A 12,758-nucleotide genomic window follows, 5' to 3' on the forward strand; every position below is an offset into this window, starting at 1 on the left:
AATATTACTGGTTCTTTTTGGCCTCTTCGATTCGTTCCATCATCATAAGCGCATTTTCATTTTCGGGATTCAATTCATATGATTTTTGATAGTTCGCCAAGGCCAGATCATATGCTTCGTTCATGAAATAGGCTTCCCCCAAACTGTCATAGGGATTGGCTGAATCGGGAAATTCGGATACCAATAATTGAAAGATTTTTATCGCTTCCGACGTTCTATCCTGTCGAAGTAGATCATATCCAACTAAATTAAGCATGGCATCATCATCAAAATCAAAATGGGCAAGGCTATCTTTCTTAAGTTGATGGTAATATTCGATTCCTTTTTCAGTGTCTTTGAGAACGGCCTTTCGAACAACAAAATAGGCGTTCTGTTTGGGGTAGTTTTCGATATCGTCGAGAATTCTGTTCGCGATTCTATTGATCAAGCGACCCGAGTTCTTTCCGTTGGAATTGAAAATCACCGTAAACCCACTATTGTATTGGGGCGATAAGATCAACCAATTCGTGGTACCGCGAGTGCCACCGCTATGCATAAATTCGCCCTCTCCCAAATTCCAAAAATAGCCGTATTGGTCACCATCTTCTTCGTCGAAGAACAACGGTTTTTGCATTTCGCTGATTACGGGGTCTTTGCTTTCCAACAAAAACCGAATGTATTTCAATAAATCCGGGACGGTGGATTTCAAGCCTCCGCCGGCACCGGTCAAAGGAATGTTGACCGGAGGTGCGAACTCCCCATCATCGGTATAGCCGTTGACCATATTTTTTGCATTAGCACCCTCAACCTGCAAAAAGGTGTCATTCATGTCCGCTTTCACAAGAATATGTTCCTTTAAAAGCTCCGCATAGGGTTTTTGGTATACTTTTTCGAGAATGATGGCCAGAATTTCCGGGCCGACCATAGGTGAATAGTCAAAACGTGTTCCCGGAATTGTGTCCAATTCAAATTTTGCCACATCGGCTAGGAGACTGGCGGTATCGTATTCGTCCATAGCTTTTCGTTCCGCATCGCTGGCATCCGGCGAGAACAATTTGCCCAAGGTTTCGGAAAGTGCGCGGGTAATACCGCTCGTATGGGTGAGCAGGTCTTTTATCTGTATGGGGCGGCCCTCGTATTCGAGGTTCGGATAGGAACCTTCCAAATACATCCGGATATCATCGCCCAAGCTAAGTTTCCCGTCCAATACGGCCTGGGCCATTAAAAAAGCAGTGAATGTTTTGGTGACCGAGGCAATTTCGAAAAGTGAGTTTTCGTTGGGCTTATTGCTTTTTCCATCATCGATTTCACCATAATAGTTCTCATAGGTTTGACCATCTTTATAGACCCCGATCGAGATGGAATTGATTTCAGGATTTTCCAAAATTATTTCGGCATTATTATTCATCGAGTAGACCATTGGGTCTACCGAATTATCAACTACGGTCTTTTCGTTTTCTTTACAGGCGGTGGCTACCAGCGCTAAAAAAAATATCCAAATACGGTTTTTCATAGGGTGTGAATGAGAATAGGGTGGTTATGATTCGTACGCATGGTACTTTTTTTTGAAATATAGCGAAAAGGTTTTTGATTTTTGATTTCCAAATTATCCGATTATACTACTTATTTAAGGATAGTACGCCTGTGGAGTACGTGCTGATGCTGACTTAGTGGTATACTGAACATTCATTTTAGCTGCCTTGAACAATAGCTATCACTATTATTGTCTAGTGTTAAGCTTTTCGGCTACCGCATCATAATAGTCCTGGCTTACAACTTCGGTCCATGTAGTAGGTGCTTCACCACCGTATAGGGCCAGATAGGTTACATCGCTGAATTTGGTCGAAGAATGCCAGTGTTCGGTATCTTTCGCACATTTAATGACATCACCTTCTTTTAGAATTACGGGCTCGTTGCCTTTCTCTTGATAATAGGCTTCCCCATCAACGATTATCAATACTTGTACGGAGGCATGTTTATGCCAGTCGAGGGTGGAGTTCGCTTTAAAAGTGGCTTTGGTGATGTTGTAACCCAATTCCTGGTCGTCGTGAATAATGGCATTCAACCAAGCTTCCCCGATATAATGGGTGTTGGGCGCTTTCGAGCCCTCCGAGAGATAAGAGGAGACCTCGTATTCGGTATTCTGTGAAAATACGGCTGTTGAGGCTAATGCGAGCAGTAATACCAATGCATTTTTCATTTCTATTTCTTTTTGGAAGTTACTATTTAATTCTTGGTTGTTCGGGATTTTATGCTTGCCTACGACCGTGTGCTATCCTCAGTACCAAGATGCTGAGTCCTGTCGTTTGCGATTGAACGCCTGGCAAAGGTTTATTATTGACCAGTTTTTTTTGTATCAAAGCGAAATTTTTAAGAACTGTATGGCTTGCTTTTACAGCATTAGCGAGGAATATTCTGGTTTACCTGCCAGCCGGCTTCGTAAAATACCGAAAATTGGTCTTGTACATCTGACCTGACAAGAAAGCAGCCCTTTAAGAAATCGCTATCTAGTCCGTAATGTATAAATCTTGAACTTTTGATACCCATACTACTGTTAGCAACAGATTTTTCGGTCTAATATATTCTCATTTTCAGAAATAGTATTTTTTTAATCAATGGTTCGATTCTCAACTACTCCCTTAATTTCTTCTTTTAATCCAGTTTCTGAAACGATAATATCGCGCATCATTAAAGCAATGAGTTCCTTTTTGTCGGCACCAGTTTCTTTTATGTTTTGGTAAGTGAAATCCATTAAAAGTTGGGTTTTCGATAGTAAATTTTCCTTTTGCTCTTCAATGTCGGCCAAAGCTGAAATTCTATCGTACTCCATTAATTCGATTTTTGAACTGGAAATAGCTTTCCAAGAACTTATTTTAATTGAAGGTATACTGATCCCATCGGCTTTCATCATTACGTTCAATATCGAAATAGTATCGTTGTTTTTATAAAATTCCAGGGTATCGATGAGTGTCTTTTGAAGTGGTATTTTTTCGTTTATACTTTCATTGCTTTCCTTCAATTCTTTATCTATTGATAAGAGTATTTGATGAATATACTTTTCGTCTTTTCTATTTTCATTCCAATTATTAATATACAGTGCTATTAGAATACCAAGTATGATCGGGACTATCTCTCTTATAATTGATTTAATTATCTTTTTCATTGAATTCGGTACTGCTTTTTTTAGCTTGTTTCCAACACAGCGATAACTATCAGAGGCGTACAAATTGTATAGCTTATCTACCAAAAAGCAAACCTGTGTAATTTTATGGAAATATAGGAAAACCTTTTTCGATTTTTACAACTACCCGCCTTTAGAGAGATATTTGCGATAAAATAGGGTGGTTCTCTCCGGCGTGGCCTATACGTGAATACCATTTAGTATCAATGAACATTTCACGAGTAAGTACAATTCGATCGGATGGTGGATAAAGAATAACCCAGTCAACTTGTCAAACGGCTCCCTAAAGCATTGAAAATTGGTCAGGTCAAATTCTCGTCAAGGGCTTGTGAAATGCTTATCATTGTTGGCAATGGTATTATCCATACCGCTATATACATGCGGATTGTGTTTCTCCATATATACTCCAGGATTAGGTATTTCTGTAAACCCAAATTTTTTATAAAGCCATTCGGCCGTATCCGTTAATAAAATCCAGCGTCTTAATCCTTGAAGATTAGGGTGTTCCATTATTTCATTTATCAGCCATTTACTTAATCCTTTTCCTCGATATTCCTTTAGAACATAAACATCTCCTAAATAGGCAATAGTGGAATAGTCCGAAATTATTCTAGCAAAACCAATTTGCTTGTTTTCGTGGTAAAGCCCAAAATTCAAGGAGTTTTCAATTGATGTTTTCAACGTATTGATTGGAATTCCGTTCGCCCAATCGGTTTCGTTTGCAAGGAATTTGTGAATGCTCAAAATATCCAATTTATCCTTGTCAGTTGAAATGGTAAAATCATTTCTATGTGTTTCTCTAATTTTCAATTCAGTTTTCTTAATTAATGCCAAGACAGCACTATGTGCTGTTCGCGCAATAGTATGGGAAATATAGTGAAAATCTTTTTCGGTTTTCACACTTACCTACCTTTATGGAGGAGTTATCTGGGATAAAATTGGGCGGTACTTCCGAGCGAAGCAAACACATCAATACATTAAAAAATCAATGCAAGCGATCGGAGTAAATGAAATACCTATCGGCTTGGCAAGCAGAAATACTTGAAGTTCAAATGTCACCAAATGAAAAGCGCCGTCGGTACCTTAAAAGACACCATTTTCGGCCTTATAGCTTATTTCAGGGCAGATAGGGCCGTTCTAATTGGAAGATATCTGCCTCTGATATATCAATATCCCATTTCGAAATCGATGTGCAGAGGGGCTATTTCGGAATCGGGAAAACCATTTCGGAGCCTTGGGCAAAGGACGCCGTTGTTGGCAACATTCATTTCAGTTCGCTTTTACGAGTTATCCCCCTTATTTTACAAATTCGTCTATTTCAAGACTCCTGTTTTTACCATTTACTTGTTCGATAGATTGTAAAATATCATTGATTTGATTCTTATCAATAATGCTTTCGTTAACGAAAACATATTCAATAGTTTTTACGTTCTCAATGTCTTCCAACGGATTTTTGGATAGTAAGACCAAATCAGAATCATATCCGACTTTGATCCTACCTGATTTTCTTTTCATCCATTCATTTGGCGCGACGGTTGCTGCATAAAGCACTTCTGTATTCGTCATACCATATTTTGATAAGGTTTTTAGTTCCTCATGAAGGGAAAACCCGGGCACCATGGGCGGAACATTTGCATCCGTACCTGCTAAAATGGTTACATCATATTTCATGAGCGATTTTGTCATGATACGAATCGCCTCAACGTAAGTTTCCCAAAATATTTTAGTTAACCTTTTTTGTTCAACATCTATTATACCATCATATTCGTAGGGATTTCTAGTTGGCAACCATCCCAACTTTACAATGGATGTTCCTTCAAGAATTTTAGGATTAACGTATTGGAGCGGTATCTCTTTAAGTTTTGATTCCAAATCAAATTTTTGAATCGGAAGGCTTTCCATCAAGTTAGCGGTAGAAACGACACAAATATGATTTTTCTTTAATTCTTTGGCTATCTGATTAGAACGGGATTTTAAAAATTCAATATATTCTTCTGGATTTCTGGCTATTGATTTTTCAAAATCATCCATATTTTGTTTAGTCAGTTCCTCAATATGCGCCACTTCTTTTTGGCCTGCCGTGTAAAATGTATCTAGACGTATTTTGTTGGGAATGTGACCAATTACCGGTATATCGAATTCTTCTGCAATTTCTATAGTTGTTTTAAACATCTCAGGAGTGACGAAACTATACATTTTAATAGCATCATAGCCTTCTTGCTTTATTTCTTCAATCGCTTTTTGAGCATCTTCTTTGGTAGTATAATTTATGCCCTGTCTTGTCCATTCGTGATAGTAACCCTCCAGTCCACTTACGCTAGAAATGGTTTTAGAAGCAATAAACATTCTTGGACCTATTTCGTCGTCTTGATCAATTGATTTTTTCCAATTTAATGCAATTGAATTTCCTGCCATCTCCCTGATGGATGTCACCCCGTTTATAAGGTATAAATACAGATCGTTTTTACTCTCTTTTAAATGTACATGGGAATCTACAAGCCCTGGAATTAAATACTTGTTCGTACCATCAACTATTTTTATGTTTTTATCTATTGTTGTATTCGAATCGATAGCAACGATTTTGCCATCCTGTAAAAGCACATTCTGTTTTTCATTAAAGTAACTACAATCTTCAGAAAGGAGCGCTACATTTCTAATTTGAACCGATGATGATGGTGTGATAATTGAAGAAATGTTTATGACTTCGGTTGATCGGCCTAAAATTTTATGTAACTCATAATCGATATACAAATAAGAACCAATAGCCCCTATCACAACAAACAATAGAATAAATTTTAAGATTTTGAGGGTCGTTTTTTTCATTATATAGTTTTGGTTGTGGTGTTCAACATATGTTCTCAAAACTAGTACTAGATTGTTCTTTTGTTACTACACGAGAGTGTAGTTCTGTGCTATTGCTTATGAAAAAAACCCAAGATTAACGGATGTGGAGGTTCCGGTAGCCTCCGCCTCGCCATAGGAAACCTGCCTGCGGGAAAGCAGATCTACCTAACGGTAGGCAAGCCCGCGTAATTTTATAGAGATGTAGTGAAAACCTTTTTTCGATCTGCAATCCCACCCACTTTAAGAACGGCTTTGTAATACAATCGGACGGTACTTAATAGCGCAGTGAATGCATCAATACCTTTAAAAACAATACACTTTATGGGGCGTGTATGAATACCTAAAGTTCAAACAAAGGAAGGTAAAAAAGGTGCCATTTTTGGCAGTGACCTCTATTTTAGGGCATAGGCGCGACTTCTAAACGGGGAATGTCTAGGGTATACCAGGTGTAAATCGATGCATAGAAGTGCTATTTCGAGAGCGATAATAGCTGTTTTAGGACTTGTATAACGGTTACGGTTGTTGCGGATGGGTTCAGTTATTCAGATAATCGATTGCATCTTGAATAATCGTCTCCTCGGTAGCCGGTGTGTCAGGGGTAACAGGTATGCCAAATAGATTTTGGTCCCGGTCCGCCATATATGCGATAGTTAGTAAAAGCGTATACCCTGCATCAAGATCAAATCCTGAATTTGCCGTAGAGAGCCCGCAGGATTCGGTTCCAAAGCTCATCGTGTTGTCTCGGCCAACAAAAGAAATAGCGGTAGCCTCTCCAGAACTGGTTACGGCCTTGTTCATAAGTACGGCAACCTTGGGATTCGGATTTATTAATTCATAATTATCAGTAACCTGAACCAAGGTGTTAGAACCAATAATAGCAGCACCATTAGAGAAGGACCACGGTGTCTGCGTATCGTTGGGGCCAATAAAATATCCAGCGATTCCTTCCCCAAGTATGGGTCCTATGCCGGCAAGCATCGGCCACATGTTACCTCCCGTATTGTTTCGTAGATCAACGATCCAACCGGTTATGTCCTCACTGTCTTGTGCCTCGATCGCATCTTGGACGCTTTCGGCAAAAGCAACCGTACTTTCAGCATCTGTTCCGAAGAAAGAACTTACTTGAACATAGCCAATATTTGCTGGTGTGGTTACCGCATCAAACGATGAGAGCGGGCAATCGATGTTCGACCCGGAAATAAAAGAGCCATCTTCTTTAACGATAAAACTATGATTGTCGCCAAGCAAAACCAAGGCTTGTCTCAAAGCATCATCCGTTTGAGCGATATTTTGGGCTGAAAAGCCTTTTTCCAAAACTTGATTTCTAAAACCGGGCCAATCAATGGTGTTTTTATTGATGGAGTTCTCTTCCATAATATCAACCATCTGATTGAGAAAATTAGCCACCTCACGATTAATTTGCATTTCAGGTGCTACATCATCTGAATTGGAACTGCAGGAAACAAAAGCAAGCAAAAGGATAAAGAAGAAGATTTTAATAAATTTCATGACATTTTTTTTAGTTACCCGCGATGTAGCGTTATCCTCCAGAGGTGGACAGGTTGCGAAGCTTGCCTATCACCCAACTGAGCTGCCTGACGGCATACATGACTCTCGTAATTTTATGGAAATATAGTAAAATCCTTTTTCGGATTTCAACGCCTGCCCACCTTTAGAGTGGTATCTGGGATAAAATTGGGCTGTTCTTCCGAGCACAACCTACACCTTAATACCTTAAAAATAAGTATTCTATAAGTAAATTACCTGTCCACCTCATTCGGGCAGATGCGGAGCAAGTCATATTTTGGCAAAAAGACGGTTGAAGTAAAAAAGGGATATGAATTAATTTTAGAATACCGGACTAGGGATTTTATGGGGTTCATTGTCAATTGCCGACTTTTTCGCATTTCAATGCAACCACGCTTTCCAAGGGATTACGAATGGCAGAACCAATACCCAAACAATAAAAAATAAAGCCATAGTTTTCGGAAACGGTGTATCATTTCGAAACGCAGGAAGTGCGACAATGAATAGCCAAGTTCCTTTATAAATTACTTGTAACAATAGGACTGGCGAAAAGGTTACTGGTTTCCAAAGTCCTAAAATCGATAAAACCGCGATCGCTAACCAAAGGCAACCGACGAGCTTAATGACCTCTGTCGGTTGGTAAGCATTTCCAAATGTAGTTAAAGCAGCATGCTTAGGGTTTGAAAGTGCTGAAATCGCTATTTGTCCCGCGACCAGTATATTTAGTATATAGATAATTCGTAGTGCGATCATTTTGTTCCGTTTATTCCTGTTCTGCAAGTTCTTTAAAATTTTGCATTACCTCTGGCAATACCTTTTTAAAACCACCGCCGAGCATCAGTCCGAAAACCCTTTTTAGAAAACCTGTAAATCTTATATCATCGGTAAATTCGATTTGATTAGCTTTATTTTTCAGGGTTCGTTTTATTTCTAAAGTTCCAACAGGCATTTTAGTAACAAAGGTGTAGGATGTATCAGGTATGATTTTACTGATATAAAATGTTAGTTTTGGACCTTTTTTGGGTATTAGAATACCCTTCGCACCTAAACCGAAATGTTCTGAAAGAGTTGATGATTGAAGTGCTGTGTCCCATTCTTTCCATCTTTCCACATTAGTTAAAAAGTTCCAAACTTTTTCTTGAGTGTTATTTACTAAAATTGAGTAGTGAAAATGATAATTTGTCTGTTTGTTTGATAAAGCCATTTTGCGATTTTAATAGCAAAATTCTCAAATCAATAGGACAATGTACTGCACCTATGTTAACTTCTTTCTAATTCGGCTTAACGATTGGGGGGCAACTCCAAAAAATGATGCCAGATGTTTTAAGGGTATTCTTTGCAATAGTTCCGGTTGGGTCTTTAGTAGTTTTTGGTAACGTTTTTCGGCTGTCTCTGTTTGTAGTTCCTCTAATATTTCTTCGGTAAAAAATTGTACTTCTTGCGTTATTTTACGAGCAAAACTATTCCAAGACTTTAGGTTCAACAGTTCCTCATTTTCTGTATAAGTTGTCTCCCATACAATTGATTTTTCTATGGTTTGAATAGATTCGTTCGCTGGTTTTTTTGAATTGAAACTTGCTTGTGAAGTAAAGCAATATGGGGCTATTGTAAAGAATTTTGTTATTTCAGAACCATCTTTTAAGATGAAATACCGAAGAAGTCCTTTTTCAAGAAAATAGAGATTTTTGCACGTTTTTCCTTGTTCCAAGAGGTTGTGATTTTTCGGATACTCTTTTTTTCTGAAATGACTTGAGATTAGCTCCCAATCTTTATTTGGGATTTTTTCATAGCGCTCAACAAATTTTCTAAATTCTTTCAAATGCTAATGTTTGTATGGATATTTTTTCAGTTTGCAGCTAACGCAGTGCTATCCTTCAAAGACGCACAAGTTATGTATCCTGCCTACGGCAGGCAGGCCTGCCTGCCGTAGGCAGGTCCGCCCAATTGTATGGAAATATAGTAAAATCCTTTTTCGGTTTTTATACCTACCCGCCATGAGAATGGCATTGGGATTACATTGGGCCGCTTTCCGGGCGCGGGAAAAACATCAATTCATTCAAAAGGCGCCATTTTCGCCCGAATATTTTGATTTAAGGACCGATAGGGCCTTTCTAAATGAAGGTTATCCGCCTCCGATATATGAATATCCCACTTTGAAATCGATGTCCAGCAGCGCTATTTCAAAATCGGGCTATTTGTTTTAAGGTCTTGTGCAACGGTTACTATTGTTGTCATTAGTACTTTCCGCTATGCTATGCTAATATTGAGATGTTTGCCCAAGCCTAATTCAATGAGCTTATAATAAGTAGAAACCTGAATATCACTAAGTCCGCGTTCAATTCTAGAAATATAACTTTTTTTGGTACCTGTCCTTTCGGCAAGCTCTTCTTGTGTCAAATTAGCCTCTTTTCGAGCATCTTTTAACATTGCTCCTAAACGGAAAGCAAGCGAATCAGCATCGTATTTGTCACGCTTTTCAGTTCCTTTGTTCCCGTACTTTTTAACGAGTATATCTTCAAAATCCGTTACGTTTTCCATATCAACCGTTTTTATTTTTTAAATATTCCTTTTTTAATTTTTCAGCAAGTTTTATTTCCTTCTTCGGTGTCTTTTGTGTTTTCTTGATGAAACAATTCACAAGCATTATTAAATTCCCGTCATCGAAGAAGCACAAAATCCGTATGCTTTTGAAAGTCGTTATAACACGTACTTCATAAATCCCGTCCGTATTTTCGAGTGCTTTGAAGAATTTTTTGGGCACACGTTTCTCAAATCTGACCAAGTCCAAAACGTATTCAATTTTATTTTGAACCTTTACCTCTTGGGACTCATAAAAATCTACGAAGTAGTTTTTGTACGCTTTGATTTTCCTGACCACTTCACAAAGTTAACTAATTAGTGTACTAACTCAAACTAAAATTACAAAATTTCGTTCAAAAGATGGATTTTTCAATATTAATGACAACGCAGCGCTATCCTTTAAAGACGCACAAGTTATGTATCCTGCCTACGGCAGGCAGGCCTGCCTGCCGTAGGCAGGTCCGCAAAATTATATGGAAATATAGTAAAATCCTTTTTCGGTTTTTATACCTACCCGCCTTTAGAATGGTATTGGGATTAAATTGAGCCGCTTTCCGGGTGCGGTAAAAACATCAATTCATTCAAAAGGCGCCATTTTCGCCCGAATATTTTGATTTAAGGGCCGAAAGGGTCTTTCTAAAGGAAGGATATCCGCCTCCGATATATTAATTTTCCATCTGGAAATCGATTCGGAAGGGCTGTTTCGAGAACGGGGTATTTGTTTTAAGGTCTTGTGCAAAAGTACCGTTGTTAGCTATCGTTTTTCGCTCTCGATTCTCTTTTTTAGGTTGATAATGTTTGCCTCAATTTGTTTATAGAAGTTCAAAGCGAATTTTCTGTTCGCGTCAATTTTCCATAAATAACTTAAAATCTTATTTTTTTCTTGATCACCTCTTACAATAGGTAATTCTATTCCTACTATGCTGCCCTCAGTATCGAATCGAAAACTCGGCGCTAAGTAATCATTGATTTCTTTGTAATAATTTTCATGAAACTGCATTTCAAAATATTCTTCTTCAAGTGTTTTTAATGTCTTGTAATCATATTCATAAAGTGAAATAATGGCGGTTCTCAAAGAATCGTTTTTTATGAGTTCGAGTCCTCTGGATTTTAAATTTTCATAACCCGAAGTATTTTGAATCGAAATAAAATCTCTCAGAAAATTGAAGTAATAAACATTTAGCGAATCTAAATCCGCTTCTCCCGTCATAATTATTTTTCGCCAAAACTTGTTGGATTTAAGTCCAAATGCATGTCCTTGTACGTTCAGTTCAACATCTTCGATATCTTTTTCTAAACCATTTGATATTTCATCAAGAATCTTTTTCTGAGCCTGCTCGTCTCTACGATTATCGTTCCAATTATTTAATGCAAATGCGGATATTACGGCAATAAATATTGATAGAAACTCAAACGCATATTTTTTAAAGTTTTTTTTCAATCTTTCAGGTTGTTAAAATGATAGCTAACACAGCGCTATGTACCACAACTGCGATAGTAGACCTCCGTAGGCCTTTAAATGCGCAAGTTGTAGCGTTGCGCGTAATTTTATGGAAATATAGTGAAATCCTTTTTCGGATTTACCTTAGACCATCTTAGAAGGTATATTGTTGTGCAATCGGGCGGTCCTTCCGAGCGCGGCGAAAACCTCAACACATTTAAAAGGCGCCATTTTCCGCCTCATACCTTGTTTAAGGGCAGAAAGGGCCTTTCTAAAGGAAGGATAACCGACTCCGATATACTAAAATCCCACTTCGAAAGCGATGTGCAGAAGGGCTGTTTCGACGTCGGGGTATTTGTTTTTAAGGTCTTGTGCAACGGTTACCTTTGTTATCTTTAGTGCTTTTACGCGACCTTGAATTCTGCGTCGTTCATTTGTACGCTGAACTTAATGTTTGCTTTTAGAGCGTTGAAAACTTTTAAAATCGTTTCGATAGTTACGTTTTTCGCACTCCGCTCCAATTTAGAGATTTGGGATTTTTGAACTCCGATTAATTCCCCCAGTTGTTCTTGGGTCAATTTCCGTTCTTTTCGGACTGACTTTATCATTTCTCCAAGAACTTCCATTCGCAAATCGAACTCGTACTTGTCCCTTTCTTCCGTTCCTATTTTTCCGATGTCCTTGTCCTTCATCTGGTCAAGGGTCATCATCTTCATTTTTTTCTTTTTTGTTTCCATAACCTTTGTTTTTATTGCTCGAAATATTCCTTTCGAATCTGTTTTGCTTTCTCGATTTCAGTTTTAGGAACCTTGTCGGTTTTTTTGACCATTCCATGAGTTGAAATCACAAGCGTTTTGGTTTTGCCGGTCCTGTCCCAAAATGCGAAAAGTCGGTATTGAAGTCCGCCATATTTAGTCCTGAATTCCCAAATATCGTCCGTCAGTTTTTTGAACAGTTTTGGGTCAAGTCTGAGTTTGGCCTTGTCCAGATTATAGTAAATCTTGGATTTTGCTTTCTTGTCGACCTTAGACATAAATTCTATTGCCTGTTCAAGAAAAACGACTTCAAATCTTCTCTCCATTCGGTTTATTTGTCCATTTATCAGACAAATATAAGCAAAAAAGTTGAATTATATGGAAACTTTTGAAGCTTGACCAGCATTTAAAGATAACGCAGCGCTATCCTCCAGAGGCGGACAAGTTGTGT

14 protein-coding genes are annotated in these 12,758 nt (G+C 38.3%); all 14 read right to left on the reverse strand.

Annotated features, from left to right (window positions below; genetic code table 11):
- Nucleotides 1–4: 4 nt before the first annotated feature.
- The gene (locus tag FGM00_RS02195; protein ID WP_138851338.1) at nucleotides 5–1,492 is read right to left on the reverse strand and encodes a serine hydrolase; all 1,488 of its coding nucleotides are present in this window, start codon (nucleotides 1,490–1,492) and stop codon (nucleotides 5–7) included.
- 207 nt (nucleotides 1,493–1,699) lie between these two features.
- Nucleotides 1,700–2,179 (reverse strand): cupin domain-containing protein, encoded by a 480-nt coding sequence (locus tag FGM00_RS02200; protein WP_138851339.1) that lies wholly within the window; start codon nucleotides 2,177–2,179, stop codon nucleotides 1,700–1,702.
- Nucleotides 2,180–2,587: 408 nt separating this feature from the next.
- On the reverse strand, nucleotides 2,588–3,142 hold the full coding sequence (locus FGM00_RS02205) for a DUF6090 family protein (RefSeq protein WP_138851340.1): 555 nt from the start codon (nucleotides 3,140–3,142) through the stop codon (nucleotides 2,588–2,590).
- Between the two features lie 336 nt (nucleotides 3,143–3,478).
- A complete protein-coding gene (locus tag FGM00_RS02210) occupies nucleotides 3,479–4,060 on the reverse strand; it encodes a GNAT family N-acetyltransferase (protein ID WP_236262875.1) in 582 nt (193 codons plus the stop codon).
- A 396-nt stretch (nucleotides 4,061–4,456) separates the two neighbouring features.
- On the reverse strand, nucleotides 4,457–5,983 hold the full coding sequence (locus FGM00_RS02215; RefSeq protein WP_138851341.1) for an amidohydrolase family protein: 1,527 nt from the start codon (nucleotides 5,981–5,983) through the stop codon (nucleotides 4,457–4,459).
- A 555-nt stretch (nucleotides 5,984–6,538) separates the two neighbouring features.
- A complete protein-coding gene (locus FGM00_RS02220; RefSeq protein WP_138851342.1) occupies nucleotides 6,539–7,513 on the reverse strand; it encodes a S41 family peptidase in 975 nt (324 codons plus the stop codon).
- A gap of 399 nt (nucleotides 7,514–7,912) precedes the next feature.
- Nucleotides 7,913–8,284, reverse strand: a complete 372-nt coding sequence (locus tag FGM00_RS02225; protein WP_138851343.1) for a hypothetical protein — start codon at nucleotides 8,282–8,284, stop codon at nucleotides 7,913–7,915.
- A gap of 10 nt (nucleotides 8,285–8,294) precedes the next feature.
- Entirely contained in the window at nucleotides 8,295–8,735 is a 441-nt protein-coding gene (locus FGM00_RS02230; RefSeq protein WP_138851344.1) for an SRPBCC family protein, read from the reverse strand.
- A 51-nt stretch (nucleotides 8,736–8,786) separates the two neighbouring features.
- Nucleotides 8,787–9,350, reverse strand: a complete 564-nt coding sequence (locus tag FGM00_RS02235) for a Crp/Fnr family transcriptional regulator (RefSeq protein ID WP_138851345.1) — start codon at nucleotides 9,348–9,350, stop codon at nucleotides 8,787–8,789.
- A 428-nt stretch (nucleotides 9,351–9,778) separates the two neighbouring features.
- Nucleotides 9,779–10,069 carry a helix-turn-helix domain-containing protein gene (locus FGM00_RS02240; protein ID WP_138851346.1) on the reverse strand — a complete coding sequence of 97 codons (291 nt, stop codon included), beginning with the start codon at nucleotides 10,067–10,069 and terminating at the stop codon, nucleotides 9,779–9,781.
- 1 nt (nucleotide 10,070) lies between these two features.
- On the reverse strand, nucleotides 10,071–10,409 hold the full coding sequence (locus FGM00_RS02245) for a type II toxin-antitoxin system RelE/ParE family toxin (RefSeq protein ID WP_138851347.1): 339 nt from the start codon (nucleotides 10,407–10,409) through the stop codon (nucleotides 10,071–10,073).
- 456 nt (nucleotides 10,410–10,865) lie between these two features.
- Nucleotides 10,866–11,552, reverse strand: coding sequence for a hypothetical protein (locus FGM00_RS02250; RefSeq protein ID WP_138851348.1), 687 nt, complete (start codon nucleotides 11,550–11,552; stop codon nucleotides 10,866–10,868).
- Between the two features lie 404 nt (nucleotides 11,553–11,956).
- The gene (locus FGM00_RS02255; RefSeq protein ID WP_138851349.1) at nucleotides 11,957–12,289 is read right to left on the reverse strand and encodes a helix-turn-helix domain-containing protein; all 333 of its coding nucleotides are present in this window, start codon (nucleotides 12,287–12,289) and stop codon (nucleotides 11,957–11,959) included.
- Between the two features lie 11 nt (nucleotides 12,290–12,300).
- Nucleotides 12,301–12,633 carry a type II toxin-antitoxin system RelE/ParE family toxin gene (locus tag FGM00_RS02260; RefSeq protein WP_138851350.1) on the reverse strand — a complete coding sequence of 111 codons (333 nt, stop codon included), beginning with the start codon at nucleotides 12,631–12,633 and terminating at the stop codon, nucleotides 12,301–12,303.
- Between the last annotated feature and the right edge of the window lie 125 nt (nucleotides 12,634–12,758).

Origin of the sequence: Aggregatimonas sangjinii (assembly GCF_005943945.1) — a bacterium.
GTDB classification, from domain to species: Bacteria; Bacteroidota; Bacteroidia; order Flavobacteriales; family Flavobacteriaceae; genus Pelagihabitans; species Pelagihabitans sangjinii.

Excerpts from the sequence above, each read along its gene's own strand:
- FGM00_RS02195 (WP_138851338.1), bottom strand. The coding sequence starts at position 1,492 with ATGAAAAACCGTATTTGGATATTTTTTTTAGCGCTGGTAGCCACCGCC.
- FGM00_RS02200 (WP_138851339.1), bottom strand. The coding sequence starts at position 2,179 with ATGAAAAATGCATTGGTATTACTGCTCGCATTAGCCTCAACAGCCGTA.
- FGM00_RS02205 (WP_138851340.1), bottom strand. The coding sequence starts at position 3,142 with ATGAAAAAGATAATTAAATCAATTATAAGAGAGATAGTCCCGATCATA.
- FGM00_RS02215 (WP_138851341.1), bottom strand. The coding sequence starts at position 5,983 with ATGAAAAAAACGACCCTCAAAATCTTAAAATTTATTCTATTGTTTGTT.
- FGM00_RS02220 (WP_138851342.1), bottom strand. The coding sequence starts at position 7,513 with ATGAAATTTATTAAAATCTTCTTCTTTATCCTTTTGCTTGCTTTTGTT.
- FGM00_RS02225 (WP_138851343.1), bottom strand. The coding sequence starts at position 8,284 with ATGATCGCACTACGAATTATCTATATACTAAATATACTGGTCGCGGGA.
- FGM00_RS02230 (WP_138851344.1), bottom strand. The coding sequence starts at position 8,735 with ATGGCTTTATCAAACAAACAGACAAATTATCATTTTCACTACTCAATT.
- FGM00_RS02240 (WP_138851346.1), bottom strand. The coding sequence starts at position 10,069 with ATGGAAAACGTAACGGATTTTGAAGATATACTCGTTAAAAAGTACGGG.
- FGM00_RS02255 (WP_138851349.1), bottom strand. The coding sequence starts at position 12,289 with ATGGAAACAAAAAAGAAAAAAATGAAGATGATGACCCTTGACCAGATG.
- FGM00_RS02260 (WP_138851350.1), bottom strand. The coding sequence starts at position 12,633 with ATGGAGAGAAGATTTGAAGTCGTTTTTCTTGAACAGGCAATAGAATTT.